23 protein-coding genes are annotated in these 25,366 nt (G+C 62.0%); 13 read left to right on the plus strand and 10 right to left on the minus strand.

Annotated features, from left to right (window positions below; translation table 11 throughout):
- Positions 1-42: 42 nt before the first annotated feature.
- From C4J94_RS07105 to pcaC, 4 genes are read left to right on the plus strand one after another with little or no spacing between them, the layout of a single operon-like run.
- Positions 43-1,338, plus strand: coding sequence for an MFS family transporter (locus C4J94_RS07105; RefSeq protein ID WP_124385515.1), 1,296 nt, complete (start codon positions 43-45; stop codon positions 1,336-1,338).
- 10 nt (positions 1,339-1,348) lie between these two features.
- The gene (locus C4J94_RS07110) at positions 1,349-2,713 is read left to right on the plus strand and encodes a 3-carboxy-cis,cis-muconate cycloisomerase (protein WP_124385516.1); all 1,365 of its coding nucleotides are present in this window, start codon (positions 1,349-1,351) and stop codon (positions 2,711-2,713) included.
- Between the two features lie 10 nt (positions 2,714-2,723).
- Entirely contained in the window at positions 2,724-3,515 is a 792-nt protein-coding gene (pcaD, locus tag C4J94_RS07115; RefSeq protein WP_124385517.1) for a 3-oxoadipate enol-lactonase, read from the plus strand.
- Positions 3,516-3,526: 11 nt separating this feature from the next.
- A complete protein-coding gene (gene pcaC / locus C4J94_RS07120; protein ID WP_124385518.1) occupies positions 3,527-3,922 on the plus strand; it encodes a 4-carboxymuconolactone decarboxylase in 396 nt (131 codons plus the stop codon).
- 72 nt (positions 3,923-3,994) lie between these two features.
- Here pcaC and C4J94_RS07125 read toward each other — a convergent pair whose 3' ends face one another.
- The 5 genes from C4J94_RS07125 to C4J94_RS07145 all read right to left on the minus strand — a co-directional run bounded on the left by C4J94_RS07125 (position 3,995) and on the right by C4J94_RS07145 (position 12,175).
- On the minus strand, positions 3,995-4,894 hold the full coding sequence (locus C4J94_RS07125; RefSeq protein ID WP_124385519.1) for a polysaccharide deacetylase family protein: 900 nt from the start codon (positions 4,892-4,894) through the stop codon (positions 3,995-3,997).
- Between the two features lie 84 nt (positions 4,895-4,978).
- The gene (locus C4J94_RS07130; protein WP_124385520.1) at positions 4,979-6,229 is read right to left on the minus strand and encodes an OprD family porin; all 1,251 of its coding nucleotides are present in this window, start codon (positions 6,227-6,229) and stop codon (positions 4,979-4,981) included.
- A gap of 181 nt (positions 6,230-6,410) precedes the next feature.
- Positions 6,411-7,868, minus strand: a complete 1,458-nt coding sequence (gene adeC / locus C4J94_RS07135) for an AdeC/AdeK/OprM family multidrug efflux complex outer membrane factor (protein ID WP_124385521.1) — start codon at positions 7,866-7,868, stop codon at positions 6,411-6,413.
- The gene (locus C4J94_RS07140; protein WP_124385522.1) at positions 7,865-11,026 is read right to left on the minus strand and encodes an efflux RND transporter permease subunit; all 3,162 of its coding nucleotides are present in this window, start codon (positions 11,024-11,026) and stop codon (positions 7,865-7,867) included. Before C4J94_RS07140 ends, adeC begins: the two co-directional genes overlap by 4 nt.
- 3 nt (positions 11,027-11,029) lie before the next feature.
- Positions 11,030-12,175 (minus strand): efflux RND transporter periplasmic adaptor subunit, encoded by a 1,146-nt coding sequence (locus tag C4J94_RS07145; protein WP_124385523.1) that lies wholly within the window; start codon positions 12,173-12,175, stop codon positions 11,030-11,032.
- 286 nt (positions 12,176-12,461) lie between these two features.
- Here C4J94_RS07145 and C4J94_RS07150 point away from each other — a divergent pair, with 286 nt between their 5' ends.
- Positions 12,462-13,094, plus strand: coding sequence for a TetR family transcriptional regulator (locus C4J94_RS07150; RefSeq protein WP_124385524.1), 633 nt, complete (start codon positions 12,462-12,464; stop codon positions 13,092-13,094).
- 304 nt (positions 13,095-13,398) lie between these two features.
- On the opposite strand, the gene C4J94_RS07155 is transcribed toward C4J94_RS07150, so the two are convergent.
- A complete protein-coding gene (locus C4J94_RS07155) occupies positions 13,399-14,454 on the minus strand; it encodes an alkene reductase (protein ID WP_124385525.1) in 1,056 nt (351 codons plus the stop codon).
- Between the two features lie 17 nt (positions 14,455-14,471).
- Positions 14,472-14,822 carry a helix-turn-helix transcriptional regulator gene (locus C4J94_RS07160; RefSeq protein ID WP_124385526.1) on the minus strand — a complete coding sequence of 117 codons (351 nt, stop codon included), beginning with the start codon at positions 14,820-14,822 and terminating at the stop codon, positions 14,472-14,474.
- 154 nt (positions 14,823-14,976) lie between these two features.
- Between C4J94_RS07160 and C4J94_RS07165 the strand changes: the two genes are divergently transcribed.
- Positions 14,977-15,561 (plus strand): ACP phosphodiesterase, encoded by a 585-nt coding sequence (locus C4J94_RS07165; protein ID WP_124385527.1) that lies wholly within the window; start codon positions 14,977-14,979, stop codon positions 15,559-15,561.
- A 109-nt stretch (positions 15,562-15,670) separates the two neighbouring features.
- On the opposite strand, the gene C4J94_RS07170 is transcribed toward C4J94_RS07165, so the two are convergent.
- Positions 15,671-16,462: a lysophospholipid acyltransferase family protein gene (locus C4J94_RS07170; RefSeq protein WP_124385528.1), complete on the minus strand. Its 792-nt coding sequence runs from the start codon at positions 16,460-16,462 to the stop codon at positions 15,671-15,673.
- A complete protein-coding gene (gene olsB, locus C4J94_RS07175) occupies positions 16,462-17,217 on the minus strand; it encodes an L-ornithine N(alpha)-acyltransferase (RefSeq protein ID WP_124385529.1) in 756 nt (251 codons plus the stop codon). The genes C4J94_RS07170 and olsB overlap by 1 nt, the downstream gene beginning before the upstream one ends.
- A gap of 185 nt (positions 17,218-17,402) precedes the next feature.
- On the opposite strand from olsB, the gene C4J94_RS07180 reads away from it, so the two are divergent.
- From C4J94_RS07180 to C4J94_RS07195, 4 genes are all read left to right on the plus strand, one after another.
- Positions 17,403-18,476: a serine hydrolase gene (locus C4J94_RS07180; RefSeq protein ID WP_124385530.1), complete on the plus strand. Its 1,074-nt coding sequence runs from the start codon at positions 17,403-17,405 to the stop codon at positions 18,474-18,476.
- Positions 18,473-18,787, plus strand: coding sequence for an amidase (locus tag C4J94_RS07185; protein ID WP_124385531.1), 315 nt, complete (start codon positions 18,473-18,475; stop codon positions 18,785-18,787). The genes C4J94_RS07180 and C4J94_RS07185 overlap by 4 nt, the downstream gene beginning before the upstream one ends.
- Positions 18,788-18,956: 169 nt before the next feature.
- Complete coding sequence (locus C4J94_RS07190; protein WP_124385532.1) at positions 18,957-19,538, plus strand: YceI family protein; 582 nt, start codon at positions 18,957-18,959, stop codon at positions 19,536-19,538.
- A 1-nt stretch (position 19,539) separates the two neighbouring features.
- Positions 19,540-20,697: a phosphatidylserine/phosphatidylglycerophosphate/cardiolipin synthase family protein gene (locus tag C4J94_RS07195; protein ID WP_124385533.1), complete on the plus strand. Its 1,158-nt coding sequence runs from the start codon at positions 19,540-19,542 to the stop codon at positions 20,695-20,697.
- Between the two features lie 65 nt (positions 20,698-20,762).
- Here the strand turns inward: C4J94_RS07195 and bglX are convergent, their stop codons facing one another.
- Positions 20,763-23,054, minus strand: coding sequence for a beta-glucosidase BglX (bglX, locus tag C4J94_RS07200; RefSeq protein WP_124385534.1), 2,292 nt, complete (start codon positions 23,052-23,054; stop codon positions 20,763-20,765).
- A gap of 238 nt (positions 23,055-23,292) precedes the next feature.
- Here bglX and C4J94_RS07205 point away from each other — a divergent pair, with 238 nt between their 5' ends.
- Genes C4J94_RS07205 through C4J94_RS07215 form a run of 3 tightly spaced genes read left to right on the plus strand, consistent with a single transcriptional unit; the run spans position 23,293 to position 25,300 of the window.
- The gene (locus tag C4J94_RS07205) at positions 23,293-23,904 is read left to right on the plus strand and encodes a LemA family protein (protein WP_124385535.1); all 612 of its coding nucleotides are present in this window, start codon (positions 23,293-23,295) and stop codon (positions 23,902-23,904) included.
- An 18-nt stretch (positions 23,905-23,922) separates the two neighbouring features.
- Positions 23,923-24,651, plus strand: coding sequence for a YgcG family protein (locus tag C4J94_RS27995; protein WP_124385536.1), 729 nt, complete (start codon positions 23,923-23,925; stop codon positions 24,649-24,651).
- Positions 24,652-24,682: 31 nt separating this feature from the next.
- Complete coding sequence (locus C4J94_RS07215; protein ID WP_124385537.1) at positions 24,683-25,300, plus strand: TPM domain-containing protein; 618 nt, start codon at positions 24,683-24,685, stop codon at positions 25,298-25,300.
- Positions 25,301-25,366: the final 66 nt, after the last annotated feature.

Here is a 25,366-nt window from a genome sequence, read left to right on the forward strand (position 1 = left end):
AAGTATGTCTAGGCTATAACCGTTCCCACTGAGTGAAAAAACATGACAACAACAACGAGTCACTACACCGGAGAAGAACGCAGCAAACGGATTTTTGCGATTGTCGGTGCTTCCTCCGGCAACCTGGTCGAATGGTTCGACTTCTACGTCTATGCCTTCTGCGCCATCTATTTTGCCCCGGCGTTTTTTCCATCGGATGACCCCACCGTGCAGCTGCTCAACACCGCTGGGGTGTTCGCTGCCGGGTTCCTGATGCGCCCCATCGGCGGCTGGCTGTTTGGTCGGGTGGCCGACAAGCATGGCCGCAAGAATTCAATGATGATCTCGGTGCTGATGATGTGCGCCGGTTCCCTGGTCATCGCCTTTTTGCCCACTTACAAAGACATCGGTGCCTGGGCGCCGGCGCTGCTGTTGGTGGCGCGGCTGTTCCAGGGCTTGTCGGTGGGTGGCGAATACGGCACCACCGCCACCTACATGAGCGAAGTGGCGCTCAAGGGCCAGCGCGGCTTCTTCGCCTCGTTCCAGTACGTGACCCTGATCGGCGGGCAACTGCTGGCGGTGTTGGTGGTGGTGATCCTGCAACAGATCCTCACCGAAGAAGAATTGCGCGCCTGGGGCTGGCGGATTCCGTTCGTGATCGGCGCCATTGCGGCGGTGATCTCCCTGCTGCTGCGCCGCACCCTCAAGGAAACCACCAGCAAGGAAATGCGCGAAGACAAGGACGCCGGCAGCATCGTCGCGCTGTTCCGTGATCACGGCAAAGCCTTCATTACCGTGCTGGGCTATACCGCCGGCGGCTCACTGATTTTCTACACCTTCACCACCTACATGCAGAAGTACCTGGTGAACACCGTGGGGATGCACGCCAAGACGTCCAGCTACATCATGACCGGCGCGCTGTTTCTCTACATGTGCATGCAGCCGCTGTTCGGCATGCTGGCCGACAAGATCGGCCGGCGCAATTCCATGCTCTGGTTCGCCGGCCTCGGCACGCTGTTCACGGTGCCGATCCTGCTGACCCTGAAAACCGTCACCAGCCCGTTCCTGGCCTTTGTCTTGATCACCCTGGCCCTGGCGATCGTCAGCTTCTACACCTCCATCAGCGGCCTGGTCAAAGCGGAGATGTTCCCACCTCAGGTGCGGGCCTTAGGAGTAGGCCTGGCGTATGCCGTGGCCAACGCGGTGTTCGGTGGTTCGGCCGAAGTCGTCGCGTTGAGCCTGAAGTCCATCGGTATGGAGAACACGTTCTACTGGTATGTCACCGCGATGATGGCCGTGGCGTTCCTGTTCAGCTTGCGCCTGCCCAAGCAGGCCGCTTACTTGCACCATGATTTGTAAGGGATGAGTTATGACGCTGCGCACGAGCAACCAACTGTTCGACGCTTACTTCACCGCTGACAGCATGGCCGAAGTGTTCTGCGACCAGGGCCGCTTGCAGGGCATGCTGGATTTCGAGGCCGCGCTGGCCCGGGCCGAGGCCCAGGTCGGATTGATCCCGCAGGCCGCCGTGGCCCCGATTGCCCAGGCTTGCCTGGCCTCGCTGTATGACGTGGATGCGCTCAGCGTGGCGATTGCCACTGCGGGCAACTCTGCCATTCCGTTGGTCAAGGCGCTGGGCAAGTTGATTGCCGCTGAAGATGCAGGGGCCGAGCGCTATGTGCACCTGGGCGCCACCAGCCAGGATGTGATGGACACCGGACTGGTCTTGCAACTGCGCGACGCGCTGGCGTTGATCGAAACGGACCTGGCGCGCCTGGGTGATGTGCTGGCCGCCCAGGCGCAGCGGCATGCGTCGACGCCTATGGCTGGCCGCACCTGGCTGCAACATGCCACGCCCGTCACCCTGGGCATGAAAATCGCCGGCTGGCTGGGCGCGGTGACGCGCAGTCGTCAGCGGCTGGCGGAGTTGAAACCGCGTTTGCTGGTGCTGCAGTTTGGCGGCGCGTCGGGCACCCTGGCCGCGCTCGGCGAGCAGGCCATGCCGGTGGCGCAGGCCTTGGCCGCGGAGTTGCAACTGGCCCTGCCTGATCAGCCCTGGCACACGCAACGAGATCGCCTGGTGGAGTTGGCCAGCGTGCTTGGCCTGATCGCCGGCAGCCTCGGCAAGCTGGGCCGTGACGTCAGCCTGTTGATGCAAACCGAAGCGGCGGAAGTGTTCGAGCCCTCGGCGCCGGGCAAGGGCGGTTCGTCGACCATGCCCCACAAGCGCAACCCGGTGGGCGCCGCCGTGCTGATCAGCGCCGCGACCCGCGTTCCCGGCCTGGTGGCGACGCTGTTCAGCGCCATGCCCCAGGAGCACGAACGCAGCCTGGGGCTGTGGCATGCCGAATGGGAAACCTTGCCCGAGATCTGCCGACTGGTGTCCGGCGCGCTGAAGCAGGCGCTGTTGGTCAGCGAAGGCTTGGAGGTGGACGCCGAGCGTATGGCCCGCAACCTCGACCTGACCCAAGGCCTGGTGCTGGCCGAAGCCGTGAGCATCGTGCTGGCCCAACGTCTGGGCCGTGAGACGGCGCATCACCTGCTGGAGCAATGCTGCAAACGCGCCGTCGCCCAGCAGCGGCATTTACGTGCCGTGCTGGCGGATGAGCCGCAGATCACCGCCGAGTTGTCATCGGCCGAACTGGATCGCTTGCTCGATCCGGCCAACTATCTCGGCCAGGCCCGTACCTGGGTCAGTCGCGCCGTGACCGAACACTTTGCATTGACCGCGTAAGGAGACCGCTGTGGCTTTCGTACAACTCGCCGAGGGCGAACTGCATTACCAACTCGATGGGCCCGCCGATGCACCGGTACTGGTGCTGTCCAACTCCCTGGGCACCGACCTGCATATGTGGGACATCCAGATCCCGGCATTCACCGAACACTTTCGGGTACTGCGCTTCGATACCCGCGGCCATGGCCGGTCGCTGGTGACCGAGGGGCCTTACAGCATCGAACAACTGGGCCACGATGTACTCGCGCTGCTGGATGCGCTGGATATTCAACGCGCGCATTTTTGCGGGCTGTCCATGGGCGGGCTGATCGGCCAGTGGCTGGGCATCAACGCAGGGAAGCGGCTTAATCGCCTGGTGGTGTGCAACACCGCCGCCAAGATCGGCACGCTGGATGTGTGGAACCCACGTATTGAAATGGTGTTGCGCGATGGCGCGGCGGCGATGGTCGCGCTGCGCGATGCCTCGATTGCGCGCTGGTTCACCGCCGATTTTGCCGCCGCCCACCCTCACCAGGCCAAGCAGATCACCGACATGCTCGCGGCCACCTCGCCCGAGGGTTATGCCGCCAACTGCGCGGCGGTGCGTGATGCGGATTTCCGTGAACAGCTGGCGTCGATCAAGGCCCCGACCCTGGCGATTGCCGGCACTGAAGACGCGGTGACACCGCCCGCCGGCAGCCACTTTATCCAGAACCACGTACAGGGGGCCGAATACGCCGAGTTCTATGCGGCGCACCTGTCCAATGTCCAGGCCGGCGCTGCCTTCAGCGACCGCGTGATTGAATTTCTGCTGGGCCGTTGAGGAGCTTTTTCGTGGACGAGAAACAACGTTATGCCGAAGGTTTGCAGGTGCGCCGCGAAGTGCTGGGGGACGCCCATGTCGAGCGCAGCCTCAACGCGCTGACCGAATTCAACAGTGAGTTCCAGGAAATGATCACCCGCCATGCCTGGGGCGACATCTGGACCCGCCCTGGCTTGCCACGGCACACCCGCAGCCTGATCACCATCGCCATGCTGATCGGCATGAACCGCACCGACGAGCTGAAGCTGCATTTGCGCGCCGCCGCCAGCAACGGCGTGACCCGCGCCGAAATCAAGGAAGTGCTGATGCAAAGCGCGATCTACTGCGGCATACCGGCAGCGAATGCAACGTTCCACCTGGCCGAGTCGGTGTGGGATGAGCTGGGCGTCGAGTCCCGCAAGACCTGACTCTGGAATACAGACAAATGTGGGAGGGGGCTTGCCCCCTCCCACATTTTTGATCTCTGCAGTCTGTTGAGATCAGTTGGAATCGGCATCCCACACCCAATTCCACACCCCCGGCAGGTGCACCGGTTCGTTTACATCCTTGACCGTCCGCGCCAGGGCCGCGCGTTGCAGCGCTGCACGGTCGGTGTAGAACGGCTCGGCAGCGGTCTTCAGGCCGTTGATGCGTGCGCTGTCCATCAGGATCTGCAGGTATTCCTGCATATGCCGTGCGGTGTAGCGGTTGATGTCGTGGAAGGTCACCACCACGGGTATCACGCCGTCTACCGACGGCAACTCACCCAGCGCGATGCGCTCACGCACCATGGACAGCTGCCGGTACAGGTTGGCGCGGCGGCGGGGGCTGGCGTTGAAGCCCCAGATTTTGCCGTCATTAGCACTCAGGTCGGTCAGCAATACCTGCATGCCGTGGCGCTGATAGGCGGCGAAGGTGCGGCGGTCGTAGTTCCAGAACGGTGGTCGCACCAGCAGTGGCGGTGTGCCGGTAATGCCGGCAATGTGCGCGGCGCCTTCGGTGAGGGTGCGTTCCAGCTCGGCGTCATTGAGCCAGCGATGATTGGTATGAAATGCCGTCGCGGTGTGGAAGGCCAGGACATGGCCGGCGGCGTACTCGCGCTCCATGGTCTTGCGCCCGCGCGCGCTGCCCCCTGAACGGGCGGCTTCGGTCTGCAGGAAAAACACCGCCTTGATCCCCGGCAGCACCGGGTTATTGGCCAGGTCGGCCACCACCGAACGGCTCGGGTTGTTGTATCCCGAGGCGCTTGGGCCGTCATCGAAGGTCAGCAGAAAACGGATCGGCGCCTGGGTTTGCAGGCGCTGCTCGGTCTGCGGCGTCAGGGCGATGGGCGAGCCGATACAGCCGCCCAGGCTCAGGGCCAGGGCAAACACGGCGAGTGCTGTAGCGAAGGTTTTCATGCTGTGCGCAGGCCCGAATAAAAGACCGCTGCTGGGTCGATCAGCAGCGGCAGGCGCGCACGATACAGTAACTGCGATGCCGGTTTACAGCAGACTTATCGGGTAGCTGACGATCAACCGGTTTTCATCGAACTCATTGTTGCTGTAGTCACGCCGCATGCTGGAGTTGCGCCAGCGCAGGGTCAGGTTTTTCAGGCTGCCGCTTTGCACGGTGTAGCCCAATTCGCTTTCGCGCCCCCATTCCTTGCCGTCGGTCACCGCGCCGGTGTGCACATTGCTGCCACTGATATAGCGGTTCATCAGGGTCAGGCCCGGCACGCCAAGGGCAACGAAGTTGTAGTCGTGGCGCACTTGCCAGGATTTCTCCTGGGCGTTGTCGTAGCTGGAGTTATAGCTGTCGTTGGCCAGGGTGCCGCCACTGGTGCCGTTGACCCGCATCCAGGCGTTGTCGCCGGTCAGTTTTTGCAAGCCGACGTAGAAGGTGTTGCCACCGTGGCGGGCCGATAGCAGGCCAGACCAGGTCTTGTTGTCCAGGCTGCCGGCGCGGGCGCTGCCGTCGTCCTTGCCATAGAAGAACCCAAGGTTGGCGCCCAGGGTCCAGTCGCCCACGGGCTGGCTGTGGATCAGGTTGAGAAATTGCTGGCGGTAGATGTCCTTGAGCTGGGCATTCCATACCCCGACTTGGGTGCGCTTGTCGTTGAAGGCGTATTCGGCGCCCTGGAAATTGAAGCGGTCGGACGTGAACGCGGTTTTGCCGGTCATCGACATGTCGCGCATGCTGCTGTCGTCCCGGGGGCTGTTGGCACGGAACTGGCCGCCGTACAGGGTCAGGCCATCGATTTCCTTGGAGGTGATCTGCCCGCCACGCAGGGTTTGCGGCAGTGAGCGGCCATCGTCCGCGCGCAGGATCGGCAGCACCGGCATCCATTCGCCGACTTTCACTTCAGTCTTGGAAAAGCGTGCCTTGAACGCCACGCCCAGGCGCCCGAATTCATCGGCTGGCCGGCCGTCGTGGTCCAGCGGCAATAACTGAGTGCCACCGGTGCCGCGCCCGCCATCGAGCTTGAGCGAGTACAAGCCCAGCACGTCCACACCAAAACCAATCGTGCCCTGAGTGAACCCGGACTTGGCGTCGAAGATGAAACTTTGCGTCCACTCCTGCGCGCCGCCCTGGGTTTTGGTCGGGTTGGTGTAGTTGCGATTGAAGAAAAAATTGCGCAGGTTGAGGTTGGCGCTGGCGTCTTCGAGAAAGCCGTGTTCTTCGGCGGCGACAGGCAGGGCAAGACTGGCGACAGCGGTTGCCAGCAAAAGCCGGCGCGGGTGGAAAGTGCTCATGGTGTCGGACCTGTTGTTATTGGGGTTATGCAGGTGGCGGCCATGGTGCGCGGTGGTGCAGGGGCGGTGAAAGTAGGGGGGAGCGGGTTGTGGGCGATGATCGAACGCAAGTTGTCGAATAAAAACCGGGTATAAAAAAACCGCCTCCGGTAAGGGAGGCGGTTTGATTACAGCGACGCTATCAGAACAACTTGAGCGGCGGCGCGTCTTCTTTCACCGGCTCGTTCTTACCGGTCTGCTCGTTCCAGCCACCGCCGAGGGCCTTGTACAGGTTGACCTCGCTGGTCAGCTGCGCCAGGCGGTCGGTGATCAGCGATTGCTGGGCACTGAACAGTTGGCGCTGGGCGTCGAGGAAGGTCAGGTTGCTGTCCACACCGATGCGGTAGCGACGCTCGGCCAGGCGGTAGTAATCCTGGTTGGCGGCGACGAAACCACGTTGTGCATCCAGCTGCTGCTTGTAGGTCGCACGCGCGGCGAGGCCGTCGGAGACTTCCTGGAAGCCGGTCTGGATGGCCTTCTCGTAGTTGGCCACGTTGATCTCTTTCTGGATCTTCGAGTAGTCCAGGCTTGCGCGCAGGCTACCGGCGTTGAAGATCGGGATGTTGATCTGTGGCGCGAACGACCAGGTGCCCGAGCCGCCCTTGAACAGGCCGCCCAGGTTCGGGCTGGCGGTACCGGCGCTGGCGGTCAGGCTGATGCTTGGGAAGAATGCCGCACGGGCCGCACCGATGTTGGCGTTGGCGGCCTTGAGGTTGTACTCGGCCTGGACGATGTCGGGACGCCGTTGCAGCAGGTCCGACGGCAAGCCGGCCGGTACTTCGCTGAGCAGGTCGTCGGACAATGGCTTGCTGGCGATATTCGCCGGCAGGCCAGTGCCCAGCAGCAGGGTCAGGCTGTTTTCGTCCTGGGCCACCTGGCGCGTATACCGGGCAAGCTGCACGCGGGCGTTTTCCACTGAAGTGCGCGCCTGGCTCAAGTCGAGAGCCGAGGCCACGCCGACTTCGTTGCTGCGCGAGGTGAGCTTGTAGCTCTGCTCGAATGCGCCGAGGGTGTCCTGGGTCAGCCTGAGCAGTTCCTTGTCGGCCTGCCAGGTCAGGTAGGCATTCGCCACGTTGGCCACCAGGCTGATCTGGGTGCTGCGCCGTGCTTCTTCGGTGGCGAAGTATTTCTGCAGCGCCTCTTCGCTCAGGCTGCGTACGCGGCCGAACAGGTCCAATTCATAGGAACTGATCCCCAGGCCTGCCGAGTACTGGCTGGCGATGGTCGATTCGCCGGTCTGCGACAGGCGCGCCGGAGTACGCGAACGGCTGCCGCTGCCGGTGGCCGAGACCGCCGGGAACAGGTCGGCACGCTGGATCTGGTACTGCGCCGCGTAGGCGTCGATGTTCAGGGCCGCGACGCGCAGGTCACGGTTGTTCACCAGCGCAGTCTGGATCAGCTGTTGCAGGGCAGGGTCATGGAAAAACTGCTTCCAGCCTTGCTCGGCGGCGGCCTGGCCCGGCGCCTGGGCCGACGAATACGCCGGCCCCTGCGGGAACTGCGCTGCTACCGGCGCTTCGGGGCGCTGGTAGTCAGGGATCAGCGAGCAGCCACTGAGCACGAATGCGGTGACGGCTAAGGAAAGTAGCGACTTGCTCATTGGCCAGCCTCTTTAGGAGTTTGCTTGGTTTCAGTCTTTTTACGGTCGCCAATGGCGGACACGGTTGCAAAGAACAATGGCACCCAGAAGATCGCCAGCACCGTGGCCGTGATCATACCGCCGATAACGCCGGTACCGATGGCGTGCTGGCTGCCTGAACCTGCGCCCGAGGAGATCGCCAGCGGCAGTACGCCGAGGATGAACGCCATGGAGGTCATGATGATCGGGCGCAGACGCATGCGGGACGCTTCGATCGCGGCCTCGACGATGCCTTTGCCCTGTTCGTGGAGCTCTTTGGCGAACTCCACGATCAGGATGGCGTTTTTCGCCGCCAGACCCACCGTCACCAGCAGGCCCACCTGGAAGAACACGTCGTTGGACAGCCCGCGCATGCTGGTGGCGATCAACGCCCCCACCACACCCAGCGGCACGACCAGTACCACTGCAATCGGGATCGACCAGCTTTCGTACAGCGCCGCGAGGCACAGGAACACCACCAGCAGCGACAGGGCATACAGCGCCGGCGCCTGGGAGCCGGACAAGCGTTCCTCGTACGACAGGCCTGTCCAGGCATAGCCGATACCGGCCGGCAGTTGCTTGACCAGACGCTCGACTTCAGCCATTGCATCACCGGTGCTGTAACCCGGTGCCGGGGTGCCGAGGATTTCCATCGCCGCCACGCCGTTATAACGCGAGAGCTTCGGCGAACCGTAGATCCACTTGCCCGAGGCGATGGCCGACAACGGCACCATTTTCCCGGAGTCGCTGCGCACGTACCACTTGTTCAGGTCTTCCGGCGACATACGGCTGGCGGCTTCGCCCTGCACGTACACCTTCTTCACGCGACCACGGTCAATGAAGTCGTTGACGTAGCTGCCACCCAGGGCAATCGCCAGGGTCTGGTTGATGCTCGACAGCGTAATGCCCTGGGCGCTGGCCTTCTCGTCGTCGACGGTGAGCTCATACTGCGGCTCATCGTTCACGCCGTTAGGACGTACGCCGGCCAGGATCTTGCTTTGTGCCGCCATGCCCAGGAACTGGTTGCGCGCGGCCATCAGCTTGTCATGGCCGACACCACCCTGGTCTTGCAGGAACACGTCGAAACCGGTGGCGTTACCCAGTTCCAGTACAGACGGCGGCACGATGGCGAATACCATGGCGTCCTGGAAGGTCTGCATGAAGTAGCCCTGGGCACGCTTGGCAATTTCGAATACCGACGTGGACGCATCACGCTCATCCCACGGCTTGAGCATCACGAACGCCAGGCCCGAGCTTTGACCACGACCGGCGAAGTTGAAGCCGTTCACGGTAAATACCGACTTCACGCCTTTGCCTTCGCCTGGCTCGCCTTCCTTGTCGTTGAGCAGGAAGATGCGCATGTCGTCGATGACTTTTTGCGTGCGCTCGGCCGTGGAGCCGACCGGGGTCTGCACCTGGGCAAAGATCACGCCCTGGTCTTCATCGGGCAGGAACGCGGCAGGGATGCGCATGAACAGCCAGATCATGCCGGCGAAGATCAGCAGGTACACCAGGAACGCCGGGATCTTGTGCTTGATCATGTTGCCCACGCCGCGCTCGTAGCTCAGTACGCCACGGTCGAAGGTGCGGTTGAACCAGCCGAAGAAACCACGCTTGGGTTGACCGTGCTTTTCCGGGTCGATCGGCTTGAGCATGGTGGCGCACAGGGCCGGGGTGAAGATCAGCGCAACCAGTACCGACAACGCCATGGCCGAAACGATGGTGATGGAGAACTGTTTGTAGATCACACCGGTGGAGCCGCCGAAGAACGCCATCGGCAGCAGTACCGCCGACAGTACCAGGGCAATACCCACCAGGGCGCCCTGGATCTGGCTCATGGACTTGACCGTCGCCTCTTTCGGCGACAGGTGCTCCTCGGCCATGACGCGCTCGACGTTTTCCACCACGACGATGGCGTCGTCCACCAGCAAGCCGATGGCCAGGATCATGCCGAACATGGTCAGGGTGTTAATGGTGAAACCGAACGCCGCGAGGATCCCGAAGGTACCCAGCAACACCACCGGCACCGTCATGGTGGTGATGATGGTGGCGCGGAAGTTCTGCAGGAACAGGAACATCACCAGGAACACCAGCACGATCGCTTCGACCAGGGTGTGGACAACACCGGAGATCGATTCGGTGACCACTGGCGTGGTGTCATACGGCACCACCGCCTTCATGCCTGGCGGGAAGAATGGCTCCAGCGAGGCGACGGTGGCACGAATGGCCTTGGCGGTATCCAGGGCGTTGGCGCCGGAGGCCAGTTTGATCGCCATGCCGGAAGCCGGGTTGCCGTTGAACTGCGCGCTGATGCTGTAGGTCTGGCCGCCCAGCTCGATGCGGGCGACGTCCTTCAAGCGTACTTGCGAGCCGTCGGTGTTGACCTTCATGAGGATGTTGCCGAACTGCTCGGCAGTCTGCAGGCGGGTCTTGCCGATGATCGTGGCGTTCAGCTGGGTGCCGGGCAGGGCAGGCAAGCCGCCCAATTGACCGGTGGCCACCTGGACGTTCTGCGCCTGGATCGCGGTGCTCACATCGACCGGCGTCAGCTGGTAGTTGTTGAGCTTGGCCGGGTCCAGCCAGATGCGCATGGCGTACTGCGAACCGAACACCTGGAAGTCACCGACACCCGCGGTACGCGAGATCGGGTCCTGGATGTTGGACACGATGTAGTTCGACAAGTCGTCCTTGGTCATGCTGCCGTCTTCCGACACCAGACCGATCACCATCAGGAAGTTCTTCACCGACTTGGTAACGCGGATACCCTGCTGCTGTACTTCCTGGGGCAGCAGTGGCGTCGCCAGGTTCAGCTTGTTCTGCACCTGCACCTGGGCGATGTCCGGGTTGGTACCCTGGTTGAACGTCACGGTGATCGTCATGCTGCCGTCGGAGTTACTGTCCGAGGAAACGTAACGCAGGTTGTCGATACCGTTGAGCTGTTGCTCGATGACCTGCACCACGGTGTCTTGCACGGTTTGTGCGGACGCGCCCGGGTAGGTCACCTGGATGTCGATGGCGGTTGGCGCGATGGCCGGGTATTGGTTGATGGGCAACTTCAGGATCGACAGTGCCCCGACCAGCATGATCACCAGGGCGATTACCCAGGCGAAAATGGGACGGTCGATAAAAAATTTCGACATGGATTACTCCCCTTTGCCAGCAGCGGCAGCAGGAGCGGCGGAACCGGCAGGCTTGGCGTTGTCTGCTTCCTTGACCTTGACCTCGGCACCCGGCTTGACGTACTGCAAGCCTTCGGTGATGACGCGGTCACCGGCGTTCAAGCCTTTTTCCACCAGCCAGTAGGCGCCGTAGGTACGGTTGGCCACCAGTTCACGCTGCTCGACCTTGTTGTCGGCATTGACGACAAGCGCCGTCGGAGTGCCTTTGAGGTCGCGCGTCACACCTTGCTGCGGTGCCAGAATGGCTTTGCTGTTCACGCCAGCTTGCAGTTGGGCGTGTACGAACATGCCCGGCAGCAGGGTGTGGTCCGGGTTGGGGAACACGGCGCGCAGGGTGACCGAACCGGTGGTCTGGTCAACCGACACTTCGGAGAACTCCAGCTTGCCTTCCTGGCCGTAGTCACTGCCATCTTCCAGGGTCAGCTTGACCTTGGCGGCATTGGCGCCGGCTTTTTCCAACTGACCGCTTTCCAGGTCGCGACGCAGTTTGAGCATTTCTGCCGAGGACTGGGTGACGTCGACGTAGATCGGGTCCAGTTGCTGGATCACGGCCATGGAGTCGGCCTGGCCGTTGCTGACCAGCGCGCCTTCGGTGACCGAAGAACGGCCGATACGCCCGGAGATCGGCGCGTACACCTTGGTGTAGCGCACGTTGATCTGGGCGGTTTGCACGTTGGCTTCGGCCGTCATGCGGTTGGCGACGGCGGTGTCGTATTCCTGACGGCTGACGGCCTGTTCATCGACCAGCTGCTTGTAGCGGTCGGTGATGGATTTGGTCTGGGTCAGGTTGGCTTGTGCGCTTTTGAGGGTCGCTTCATAGACCGACGGGTCGATCTGATAAAGCTGCTGGCCTTCCTTCACGTCCGCGCCTTCCTTGAACAGGCGCTTGAGAATGATGCCGTTGACCTGGGGGCGTACTTCCGCAATGCGGTAGGCCGTGGTGCGGCCAGGCAGCTCGGTGGTCAGGGTGAAGGCTTGCGGTTGAATGGTGACCACGCCGACCTGAGGGGTTTGAGCGGGCGGAGCCGCTTCTTCCTTTTTACATCCGCTGAGCAGCGATGCCAGGGCGACGGCAGTGACCAGAGCGGTAACAGCTGGCTTAAGTTGCATGAAGATCCTCGGGTCAGGCGCGCAGAGTGCGCACAAGAAGTGTGGAAGGGTAAAAACAAAGCTGCGAGTAGATAAGTAGCTTGCTACGCAATATACTTACGTTCATGGTTGTTTGTAAACTCTTGACAGGCAGGGCGGAATGTACACAAAGCACCCCCCAAAGCCTCGATTTTAGTACGTTCGGCGCCCATGACGGTGTCGTCCCACAATTATTCAGATGATCGTTCGCGTCTATTAACATTGCGTTAACGATAGTCCCAAGTGTTCTGATTGAGGTTTTACTGCCATGGTTCGTCGCACCAAAGAGGAAGCTCAGGAAACGCGCAGCCAGATTCTCCAAGCCGCCGAGCAAGCCTTCTATGACCGTGGCGTTGCGCGGACCACGCTGGCGGATATCGCCGCCCTGGCCGGCGTCACGCGCGGTGCAATTTACTGGCATTTCAGCAACAAGTCCGACTTGTTGCAGGCACTGCTCGATACGCTGCACGAACCCTTGGACGAATTGGCCCGGGCGAGTGAAAGCGAGGATGAAATCGACCCGTTGGGGTGTATGCGCAAGCTGCTGATTCATCTGTATCATCAAGTGGCCCTGGACCCGAAAACCCGGCGCATCAACGAAATCCTGTTCCATAAGTGCGAGTTCACCGATGAAATGTGCGACATGCGCCGCCAACGCCAGGCCCACAGCCTGGAGTGCAACCTGCGCATCGGCCTGACGTTGCGCAATGCGGTGCATCGCGGCCAATTGCCGGAAAATCTCGATACCACCCGTGCAGCGGTGTGTATTCATGCCTACATCCACGGCTTGATCGGCCAGTGGCTATTGGTGCCCGACAGTTTCCAACTGCATCAGGACGCCGAGCGCTGGGTGGACGCCGGGCTGGACATGCTGCGCCTGAGCCCCAGCCTGCGCAATTGAGACAAAATGCGTAATTACGTCCAGTTGTGTCAACAGTAAAGCCTAAGGACAGTCAATCGTCCTTCTGCCTGATTGAAGGGGTGACTTTATATACGCGCTGGCGGGCGGTTGATAGGTAGCGCCCTAAGTATTTTGTAGCGATTTTGTTGCGGATCTGTGAAGCGATGTTTCCAAGACGAAACATGCGGTCAAAAATGTGGGAGGGGGCTTGCCCCCGATAGTGGTGTGTCAGTCACTGATGTGTTGACTGAAGCGCCGCCATCGGGGGCAAGCCCCCTCCCACATTGTTCTGTGTTTCAGTCAGTTAGATCGGCAGCGTTGGGTAATCGATGTAACCCACTGGCCCTTTACCGTAGAAAGTTTCCGGGTGCGCGTCGTTCAGTGGTGCATCGGCCTTCAAGCGTGCCGGCAGGTCCGGGTTGGCAATGAACGGTATGCCGAAGGCCACCGCATCGGCCTTGCCGGCGGCCAGCCAGGCATTGGCGCTGTCTTTGGTGAAGCGCTCGTTGGCGATATAGACGCCGCCGAAGGCTTTCTTCAATTGTGGGCCGAGGCTGTCCGCGCCTTCTTTTTCACGGGCGCAGATAAAGGCGATGCCACGCTTGCCCAGTTCGCTGGCGACGTAGGTGAAGGTTTCCGCCAGGTTGGCGTCGCCCATGTCGTGAGCGTCGGCACGCGGTGCCAGGTGCACGCCCACGCGGCCGGCGCCCCAGACTTCGATCGCGGCGTCGGTCACTTCCAGCAGCAGGCGCGCACGGTTTTCCAGGGAGCCACCGTACTGGTCGGTGCGCTGGTTGGTGCTGCTTTGCAGGAACTGGTCGAGCAGGTAGCCGTTGGCGCCATGGATTTCCACGCCGTCAAAACCTGCGGCCTTGGCGTTTTCGGCGCCGGTGCGGTAAGCGTCGACGATGTCGGCGATTTCAGCGGTTTCCAGGGCGCGCGGGGTCGGGTAGTCGGCCAGTGGGCGCACCAGGCTGACGTGGCCTTTGGGCTGGATCGCGCTCGGCGCCACCGGGGTTTCGCCGTTCAGGTACGACTCATGGGAGATGCGACCGACGTGCCACAGTTGCAAGAAAATCTTGCCGCCCGCGCCGTGGATCGCCTTGGTCACGTTGGCCCAGCCGCGAACCTGGTCGTTGGACCAGATGCCCGGCGTGTCCGGGTAGCCCACGCCCATGGGCGTTACGGAGGTGGCTTCGCTGAGGATCAGCCCGGCGGACGCGCGCTGCACGTAGTACTCGGCCATCAGCGCATTGGGTACGCGGCCGACGTCGGCACGGCAGCGGGTCAGCGGCGCCATGATGATGCGGTTTTTCAGTTCCAGGTCGCCCAGTTTGATGGGATCGAAAATAGTCGTCATGGGAAAGCACCTTTGTCTTAAGTTGATCGGTTGGTCGTGGGGGCCAGCTCGGCATCGCCGGGGGCGCTGAGTTCGGTGAAGAGTGCGGTGAGGAAGGCTTGGATCACCTCCTCATTGCGCCGGAAAAAGTGCCACTGCCCGGCCTTCTGGCTGGTGATCAGGCCTGCTCGTTGCAATGTGGCCAGGTGCGCCGACACGGTGGACTGGGACAAGCCGCAGCGCTGGTCGATCTGCCCGGCGCAGATGCCGTATTCGTGGTTGTGCAGTTGCTCGGGGAATTGCACCTTCGGGTCTTTCAGCCAGGTGAGGATGTCTCGTCGTACTGGATGCGCCAGGGCTTTTATTATTTCGTCGAGGTCGATAGACATGGCAGGTGCTCGGTGTCGTAAAACGTTATATCGCGATGAGGCGAACCTTAAATCGTTATATCCCGATATACCAATATGATTTTGCTCTGAGGTCAGGCGGATTGGGTATATCGGGTTATAACGATACGTCGTCGGCAGTGGTAGACTGCGCGCCATGAATTATCTCGCACATCTGCACTTGGGCGGCCAACTGCCTGCGCAACTGCTGGGCAGCCTGTATGGCGACTTCGTCAAAGGCCGCTTGCAGGGCCAGTTCAGCCCCTCCATCGAAGCGGCGATTCAGCTGCATCGCTCCATCGACCGCTTTACCGACAGTCACCCGCTGGTGGGGCAGGCGTTGTCGCGCTTTGGCCTCACACGCAGGCGCTATGCGGGAATTGTTCTGGATGTGTTTTTCGATCACTGCCTGGCGCGGGATTGGGCGCTGTATGCCGACCAACCTCTGGAGCACTTCACCGCGCAGGTGTACCGCGTGCTCGCCGCGGAGCCGCAGTTGCCGGGGCGTCTGGCGCAGATTGCACCCTGGATGGCAGCGGATGATTGGCTGGGCTCGTACCGTGAATTCGAGGTGATGGGGCAGGTGTTGCGGGGGATCTCGCGGCGGCTGACCCAGCCTGAGGAGCTGGGGTTTGCGATGCAGGAATTGCGGGAGCTGTATGAGCCGCTGAGCAAAGACTTCAGTGAGTTCTACCCAGAGCTACAGGCATTTGCACACCTCCAACTGACCGCCCAAAACTAAATGTGGGAGGGGGCTTGCCCCCGATAGCAGTGGCTCAGTCAACCTATGCAGTGACTGGCATACCGCCATCGGGAGCAAGCCCCCTCCCACATTTTTGACCGTGCCTGCTTCAAGCCGCGAATGCCGGTCGAACCTCTATCTGTTCAGCTTCTGGGACCGGCCCAAACAGCGTCTTCTGCACCGCCTGCTGCGCCTGATACGCCAGCGCCGCACGTTCCTGCCCAGCGCAGGCAATCGGTTTGAGCACGTGAATCTCCACGTCGCCCTGGTCATTGCCGAACAGTCGCATCAGGTGCGAGAGCAAATCGTCATCACCTATAAACGGCGCCAACGGGTCCACCTGGCCATCGCGCAGGTAACGGATCGCCACCGGTTGCAGCGCCACATCCGCATCGATCGCACTGGCCAGCAAACGCCCGTGGAAGGTACGCAGGCTGCGCCCGTCGGTGGTGGTGCCCTCGGGGAACATCAGCAGCGGGTGCTGTTGCTCCAGATGGCGGGTCATCTGTTTGCGGATCAACTGGCTGTCACCCGAGCCACGGCGAATGAACAGGCTGCCGGCTTTCGCCGCCAACCAGCCCGCCACCGGCCAGGTGCGCACTTCGGCCTTGGACAGAAACGACATCGGCGCCACGGCACCGAGCAGCGGGATATCGGTCCAGGACACGTGATTGCTCACCCACAGCATCGGTTGCGTCGGCAATTCACCGTGCACCGTCACGCGAAAGGGCAGGGCATTGGTCAGCCGCGCCATAAAAAAGCGCGACCAGCGCTGGCGCCGCACCATCGAATTGGCCACTCCCAGGCGCTCGAACAGGCCAAACACACTGGCCATGCTCAAGCCCAACACCACCACCAGCAGCACCCGGGCGATGCGCCCGTACACGCGCAGGCGGCCCATCACATTGCTGCCTTGAAGTGGCGGGCGTAACGCGGGCACAACTCATCGCGCTTGAGCAGGATGAACACGTCGGCCACCTGGAAATCTTCATCCCAGCACGGTTCGCCGCAGATCTTCGCGCCCAGGCGCATGTACGCCTTGAGCAGCGGCGGCATTTCAGCGATGACGTTGGAGGGCAGGTCCAGCGCCGGCAGCGGTTTTTTCGGTTCGGCGCGCAGATGTTCATTGCACAGGTAGCGCTCGCGCAGGCGCTGCATGATTGCGTGGGCCTGAATGCCGCCATCGTGCATCGGGATGCTTGCGCAGCCCATCAGGTAGCTGTAGCCGCCCTGGTTGAGCACCTCGGCCAACTCTCCCCAGAGCACCGCGATGGTGCCGCCGTTGCGGTAGGCCGGGTCGACGCAGGTACGGCCGATCTCCAGGATCGGGCCCTGCAAGTGCAGCAGCCCATGCAGGCTGAATTCCTCTTCGCTGTAGAACCGGCCCAGGGTGCTGGCGGCCTGGTGATCGAGCAAACGGGTGGTGGCCACCAGTCGACCGCTGTTCAAGTCACGCACGCCAATGTGGCTGCAGTGAACATCATAGTCATCCATGTCCAAACCCAATTCCGCGCCTTTTAGCTTGGCGTTGAATTCGCCGCTGAACACGTTGAACCGCAGGGCCTGGGCTTCCTGCAAGGCCTTGGCGCCAACCAGGCGTTCGGCTTGCAGACGGCGTTCATTGCCGGTGTCGCTGATGCGGGCGAGCTGAGTCATAGCGAGTCTCCGAGTGCCGGCCAGGTTGTGCGGCCAGTCGACTTTGTTGTCCAAAGTCAGGCTATGTAGCCTCGGTGTCATCTCCATGAAGTTACGGTGACCGTTGGATGACAGGCCCGTTGTCGCAAATCTGTCATCGGCCTGCACTACGCTCGCGGGCTTGAATGCCCCTTGAGTTGGTGCCCATGGTCAGAGGCCTGCTGTGCGTTGTTCTGCTGTTTCTCAGCGTTGGCGCTTGCGCCGAAACCTGGCCGGGCCAGGATTGGGTGACGGGCCGATTGGTCGAAGGTCCTGCCGTCGACGCGCTGAATGCCTACGCTTTCCCGCCCCGTGACGACAACACCCGCCAAGGCATCCGCACCGACGCGTTGCTGGTGATCCGCGATGGCGAAATCATCTACGAACGCTACGCCGCACCCACCACCGCCAGCACGCCGCACCTGACCTGGTCGATTAGCAAAAGCCTGATGGCAACCGTGCTGGGCGTGGCCTACGGCGAAAACCGCTTCAAACTGAGCGACCCCGCCGCGCGCTTTTACCCACCGATGAAACAGCACCCCAAGGTGAGCATGGCCGACCTGCTGCACTGGGCCTCGGGCCTGGACTGGCAGGAAGACTACGAGTACGCGCCGCTCAAATCCTCGGTGGTGGCGATGCTCTACACCCGTGGCCGCGCCGACATGGCGCAATTCGCGGCTAAAACCGAGGCCGCCGATGCTCCCGGCCAGGCGTTTCGCTATTCCAGCGGCGACAGCAATATCCTGTCCGCCGCGCTCAAAGGCATGCTCGGGCATAAGGCCTATATGAGCTACCCGTGGGACGCGTTGTTCAAGCCGCTGGGCATTCGTAACGCGACCTGGGAAACCGACGCCGATGAGACCTTCGTCGCCTCATCCTATGCCTACCTCACCGCCCGCGACCTGGCGCGGGTCGGGCTGCTGATGGCGCGGGATGGGCGCTGGAACGAACGCCAATTGCTGCCCAGGGAGTGGGTCGCGTTCAACCGCCGGCCCTTCGACCACTACCAAGCGGGCCAGGATGAAGCCGTGCCCGGCGGCCAATGGTGGCTCAACCAGGGCACGCCCCAACCCTGGCCCGACGCACCGCCCGACACCTTCGCCGCCCTGGGGCATTGGGGCCAGGCGCTGTACGTGCTGCCGGGCGAACACCTGGTCATCGTGCGCTATGGCGACGACCGCGACGGCAGCTATCGCCATAACGAACTGCTCAAGCGCGTGCTGGCGGCGGTGCGCTCATGATCCGTCGTCATCCGTTTATCAGCGTCTTGCTGGCGCTGTTGCTCGTGTTGCTGGGCTGGGTGTGGCACGAGCGCGTCAACCTGCAAGCCTTTCCCGACATCATCGCGGCGTACACGGCCAAGGAGTATTGCTCGTGTCGCTACGTGGCAAACCAACCCGCCGATTACTGCCGTGGCTATGTGAAGCAATACGTGCCGACCAGCGCTTTCAATGATAATCCCGAGCGCAGTGAAGTGACGGCGAGCGGGTTGGGGCGCACGCATACGGCGCGGTGGCTGGGCGACCGCCAGGGCTGTCGTCTGAATCCCTGAAACACACATCACCCGTGTGGGAGGGGGCTTGCCCCCGATGGCAGCGTGTCAGTCACAGGATGAGTTGCTGACCCACCGCTATCGGGGGCAAGCCCCCTCCCACATTGGATTTGCGCCGGTTGGGACATTGCGCTTACTGTTCGTGCAGATTTTTCGCCCCTGAGCCCTTATGTTCAACGTCAAACCCCTTGTCTTCGCCTTGCTGACCTGTGCCGCCGTGCCTGCCCAGGCCGACTGGTACCTGGATAACGAATCCTCACGCCTGTCGTTCGTTACCACCAAAAACACCGAAATCGCCGAAGTGCAGCGCTTTCTCGTGCTGCACGGCAAGGTCGACAGTAACGGCGCGGCCCAGGTGCAAGTGGAGCTGGAGTCGATCAACAGTGGCGTCCCGCTGCGTGACGAGCGCATGCGCAAGGAACTGTTCAAGATCAAGCAGTTTCCCGAAGCGTTGATCAGCACCCAGATCAACCTGCAGCCGATCAATGACCTGGCCCCCGGCGCGCAAATTGAATTGCGCCTGCCGCTGAGCATCACCTTGCACGGTAAGACCCAGACCTACAACGCTGAGCTATTGGCCACGCGCCTGGACGACCGACGCTTTCAAGTGGTGACCCTGGAGCCGGTAGTGGTGCACGCCCAGGACTTCGACCTGTCGCCCGGTGTGGCGGCGCTGCGCAAAGCGGCAGGGCTTGAGTCGATCAGTTTGTCGGTGCCGGTGGGTGCGGTACTGATCTTCACGGCGCGCTGATATGGGCGGCGCAGTGTTCCCGTGGCGCAGCGCCAACCGTTTCGAGCTGTTGATCGACGGCCCGAATTTTTTCCCGCAGATGCTGGTGGGTATCGCCCGCGCCGAGCGGCAGGTCGACCTGGAGTTGTACCTGGTGGAAGCCGGCGCCTGTGCCGAAGCGATGGTGCAGGCGCTGGTGCTCGCGGCGCAGCGCGGCGTGCAGGTGCGCTGCCTGTTCGACGATTACGGCAGCCTGGCGTTTACCCTCGGGCTGCGCAAACGCCTGACCGACGCGGGGGTGGAGCTGCGTTTCTATAATCGCCTGAGCTGGCGACGCTGGATGCGCAACCTGTACCGCGACCACCGCAAGTTGCTGCTGATCGACCAGGCAGTCGCGGTGGTCGGCGGCACCGGCGTCACCGATGAATTCTGGACCCCAGGCCAGGACAGTGCCGAGTGGCATGAAGTGATGGTGCGGATCAGCGGGCCTTTGGTGCTCGACTGGCAGGCACTGTTCGACCGCCAATGGCACGCCAACGCGGCCCGTCGGGAATGGAAACCGGCCACGCATTTCGGCCTGCCGCGCTTGCCCAAGGTGCCTGCAAGCGGGCCTGGCCTTGGCCGCGTCGCCTATGCCGACGCCCGTCAGCACCGCGATATTTTGCAATCGCTGATCCGTGCCCTGAACAGCAGCAAGACGCGTATCTGGCTGGCCACGCCGTACTTCCTGCCCACCTGGAGTGTGCGCCGCGCCTTGCGCCGTGCGGCGGGGCGCGGGGTGGATGTGCGTTTGCTGCTCACCGGCCCGCGCACCGATCACCCGTCGGTACGCTACGCCGGGCACCGTTATTACCCGCGTTTGCTGCGTTCGGGTGTGCAGATCTTTGAGTACCAGCCGTGCTTCCTGCATTTGAAGATGGTGCTGGTGGATGACTGGGTCAGCATTGGTTCGTGCAACTTCGACCACTGGAATCTGCGCTTCAATCTGGAAGCCAACCTGGAGGCGTTGGACCCTGAATTGACGCGGGCGGTGGCGGGCAGTTTCGAGCGTGATTTTGCGCAGAGCCAGGCGGTCAGTTTGCAAGCCTGGAAGGCGCGGCCATTGTGGCGGCGGGTGAAGCAGCGGGTGTGGGGGTGGATTGATCGGTTGGTCGTCAATCTGCTGGATCGGCGCGGTTAACAAGAACAATGAGGTAAATGTGGGAGGGGCAAGCCCCCTCCCACATTTTTGACCGAGTTCAAGCTTTAGAGCAATTCAAAGCTCTGCTGCTGCACATCCTGCGAGTCCAGTCCGATCTGCACATTGAAGTCACCCGGCTCTGCGGCGAATTTCAGCTGGGCGTTATAGAACTTCAGGTCTTCCTCGGTAATGGTGAAGTGCAACGTGCGCTCCTCTCCAGCCTTGAGCATGACCTTCTGGAAGTTCTTCAGCTCTTTCACCGGGCGGATCATCGAGCCGGCCACGTCCTGGATGTACAGCTGCACCACGGTTTCGCCGTCGACCTTGCCGGTGTTCTTCACCGTGACGCTGGCGTCGAGCTTGCCGGTCTTGTTCAGGGTGGTGGACGACAGCGCCATGTCCGACAAGCCGAACGTGGTGTAGCTCAGGCCATAGCCAAACGGGAACAGGGGACCTGTGGTGTCATCGAAGTACTGCGAGGTGTAGTTGCCCGGTTTGCCCGGCGTGAACGGCCGGCCGATGCTCAGGTGGTTGTAATAGGTGGGAATCTGCCCCACCGAACGCGGGAAGGTGATCGGCAGCTTGCCCGACGGGTTGTAGTCGCCGAACAGTACGTCGGCAATCGCATTGCCGCCTTCGGTGCCGGCGAACCAGGTTTCCAGGATGGCGTCGGCCTGTTGGTTTTCCTCGAGTATCGACAGCGGCCGGCCATTCATCAGCACCAGTACCAGCGGTTTGCCGGTGGCCTTGAGGGCCTTGATCAGGTCGCGCTGGCTTTGCGGGATATTCAGGTCGGTGCGGCTGGAGGACTCGTGGGACATGCCACGGGACTCGCCCACGGCGGCCACCACGATATCGGCATTTTTGGCCGCCTTGACCGCCTCGTCGATCAGCACCTGGGGCGCACGCTTGTCATCCACTACTTCCGGAGCGTCGAAGTTGAGGAAGTTGAGGTAGTCGACCACCGCCTTGTCATTGGTGATATTGGCGCCGCGGGCGTAGATGATCTTGCCCTTGTCGCCGATCACGGCGTTCATGCCGTCAAGCAACGTGACCGACTGCTCCGGCTTACCGGCGGCGGCCCAACTGCCCATCATGTCGATCGGGGCCTTGGCCAGCGGGCCGACCAGCGCAATGGTCGCGGATTTTTTCAGCGGCAGCGTCTGGTTCTGGTTCTTCAGCAGCACCAGGCTGCGGCGCGCGATGTCACGGGCATCGGCGCGGTGCAGGCGGCTGTCGGCATAGGTGTCGGCCGGGTCATCCTCGGCCTTGCCGATACGCAGGTACGGGTCCTTGAACAGACCCATGTCGTACTTGGCGCCGAGCACTTCGCGCACGGCGTTGTCGATGTCGCTCTGTTCGATCTCGCCGGACTTGAGCAGCCCTGGCAATTCCTTGCCGTACAGGGTGTCGTTCATGCTCATGTCGATGCCGGCCTTGATCGCCAGCTTGGCGGCTTCACGCCCGTCCTTGGCCACGCCGTGCTTGATCAGCTCGAAGATCGCGCCGTGATCGCTCACGGCCAAGCCCTTGAAGCCCCAGTCCTTGCGCAGCAGGTCGTTCATCAGCCAGGTGTTGGCGGTGGCGGGCACGCCGTTGATCGAGTTGAGCGCTACCATCACACCGCCGGAACCGGCCTTGATCGCCGCGTGGTAGGGCGGCAAGTAGTCCTGGTACATCTTGACCGGGCTCATGTCGACCACGTTGTAGTCGCGGCCACCTTCCACCGCGCCGTACAGGGCGAAGTGCTTGACGCTGGCCATGATGCTGTCGGCGTTCGCGGCGCTGGCGCCCTGGAAGGCCTTGACCATCACTTCGGCAATGCGCGACACCAGGTAGGTGTCTTCGCCGAAGCCTTCGGAGGTGCGGCCCCAGCGCGGGTCACGGGAGATGTCGACCATCGGCGCGAAGGTGATGTCGAGGCTGTCGGCGGCGGCTTCCTGGGCGGCGATGCGCCCGGAGCGGCCGATGGCGTCCATGTCCCAGCTGGAAGCCAGGGCCAGGCTGATCGGGAAAATCGTGCGATGGCCGTGGATGACGTCGTAGGCGAAGAACATCGGGATCTTCAACCGACTGCGCATGGCCGCGTCCTGCATCGGACGGTTTTCCGGGCGGGTGATGGAGTTGAACGTACCACCGATGCGGCCGGCGGCGATTTCCTTGCGGATCAGCTCGCGGGGCATTTCCGGGCCGATGCTGATCAGGCGTAACTGGCCGATCTTTTCATCGAGGGTCATCTGCTTGAGCAGGTCGCTGACGAAGGCGTCCTTGTCTTTAAGCGCAGCAGGCTTTGTTTCTGCCCATACGGGGTGGCTGGCCAGAGTGGCAACAAGGCCGAGCAAACACAGCTTCTTCATGAATATCCTTTTTCGGCTCACTGCACAGCGGTCAGGCTGATCGGCCAAAATGTGGGGAGCGACTATTGTTGTTCGGGTGTTGTTCAGATAAATGCAGCACACTCTGAACTCTTTTTCGCGCTGGGCATCTTTGTAGCTGATTGGCTCGAAGCATTCCAGTGGTGGCGGATTATGCCCCAAGCGCGTGGTTTATAGGGTTAGTCGTCAAATTCCATCCAGATTGGGCAGGAGAAACACCATGCAAGCAGCACAGACTTACCGTTGGGGCTTCAAGGCCGCGGCATTGCTATTGATCAGCAGCGTGCTGAGCGGTTGTGGCATCAACAACATCCCGACCCTGGACGAACAGGCCAAGGCCGCCTGGGGCCAGGTGCAGAACCAGTACCAGCGCCGCGCCGACCTGATCCCCAATCTGGTGGAAACCGTGAAGGCCTATGCCGCCCACGAACAGGACACGCTGACCGCCGTGATTGAAGCGCGGGCCAAGGCCACCTCGATCCAGGTGGATGCCAGCACCCTGGATAATCCCGAGAAGCTCAAGCAGTTCCAGCAGGCCCAGGATGGCTTGAGCGGTGCACTCAGCCGTTTGATGGTGGTGTCCGAGCGCTATCCGGACCTGAAGGCCAACCAGAACTTCCTGGCGTTGCAGTCGCAACTGGAAGGTACCGAAAACCGTATCGCCGTGGCCCGTCGCGATTTCATCCAGACCGTGCAGGCCTACAACACCGAAATCCGCACCTTCCCGGGCCGCCTGTGGCACAGCGTGATGTACAGCGACCTGCCGATCCGCGCCACGTTTGAAGCCACCAGCGCCGACGCCGATAAGGCGCCGCAGGTGAAGTTCAAATAACGCTGCCTTGAGGTGTCGATGCGTTTATTACGGATAGGCCTGGCGCTGTGGCTGCTGGCCTGCCTGGGCTCTGCCCAGGCGGCCCTGACCTTCCCGGCCCTGACCGGGCGGGTGGTGGACAACGCCCAGATGATCGACCCGGCGGTGCGCGAGCAACTGACTCAGCAATTGCAGGCGCTGGAGCAGACCTCCGGCGACCAGATCGTGGTGGTCACCGTGCCCGACCTGCAGGGCGTGCCGATTGAAGACTACGGTTATCAATTGGGCCGTCAGTGGGGGATCGGCCAGAAGGGCAAGGACAACGGCGCGCTGTTGATCGTGGCCCGTGACGAGCGCAAGTTGCGCATCGAAGTCGGTTACGGCCTGGAAGGCGTGCTGACGGATGCGCAGTCCTGGGTGATCATCAACCAGGTGATCGCGCCCAAGTTCAAGGCCGGCAATTTCAGCCAGGGCATCAGTGACGGTGTCGCGGCGATGATCCAGGTGGTGGGCGGTGAACCTTTGGCCGTGCCGGCCCATGTGGCGGATGCGAATTTCGCCAAGGACAATCCCGGGTTTTCCATCGGTTTGTTCATCCTGTTGATCGGTGTGTTGTGGCTGTGCAATCGCATGGGCCTGCCGGTGGGCGCTATCCTGCTGGCAATCCTCAGCAGCAGCGGACGGGGCGGTGGTGGGGGCGGCGGTGGCGGAGGTTTCCGCGGCGGTGGTGGTGGTTTCGGCGGTGGCGGGGCTTCGGGCGGCTGGTAATGACAATAACGAGAAAAGAGCATCTACAACCATGGCATTACTGACTGAACACGAGCAGCGCCAAGTGGCCGAAGCGATTGCCCGGGTCGAGCAACAGACCGACGCCGAACTGGTCACGGTGCTGGCTGCGCGTGCCGATGACTACGCCTACATTCCGTTGCTGTGGGCCAGCCTGATCGCGTTGGTGGTGCCCGGTGTGGTGCATTACCTGTCGGGCTACCTGACCATGTATACCTTGTTGCTGGCGCAGTGGGCGACCTTCATTGTGTTGTGCCTGGTGTTCCGTTTGCCCAAGGTCACCACGCGCTTGATCCCGCGTTCGGTCCGCCACTGGCGCGCCTCGAACCTGGCACGTCGCCAGTTCCTGGAGCAGAACCTGCACCACACGCTGGGCAGCACCGGGGTGCTGATTTTCGTCAGCGAGGCGGAGCGTTATGTGGAAATCCTGGTGGATGAGGGCATTTCCAAGCGCCTGGATGACAGCAGTTGGGATGGGATCGTCAAGGCGTTCACCCAGCAGGTGAAGCAGGGGCAGACATTGGCCGGCTTCATTGCCTGCATCGAGGCGTGTGGTGAATTGCTCAAGGTGCATGTGCCGGTGACGCAGGCTCGCAACGAGCTGCCCAACCGCCTGGTCGTACTGGAATAGAACAGCCAACACTGAACAAAAATGTGGGAGGGGGGGCAAGCCCCCTCCCACATTTGGAACTGTAGT

Source organism: Pseudomonas sp. R5-89-07 (assembly GCF_003851685.1).
GTDB lineage: Bacteria > Pseudomonadota > Gammaproteobacteria > Pseudomonadales > Pseudomonadaceae > Aquipseudomonas.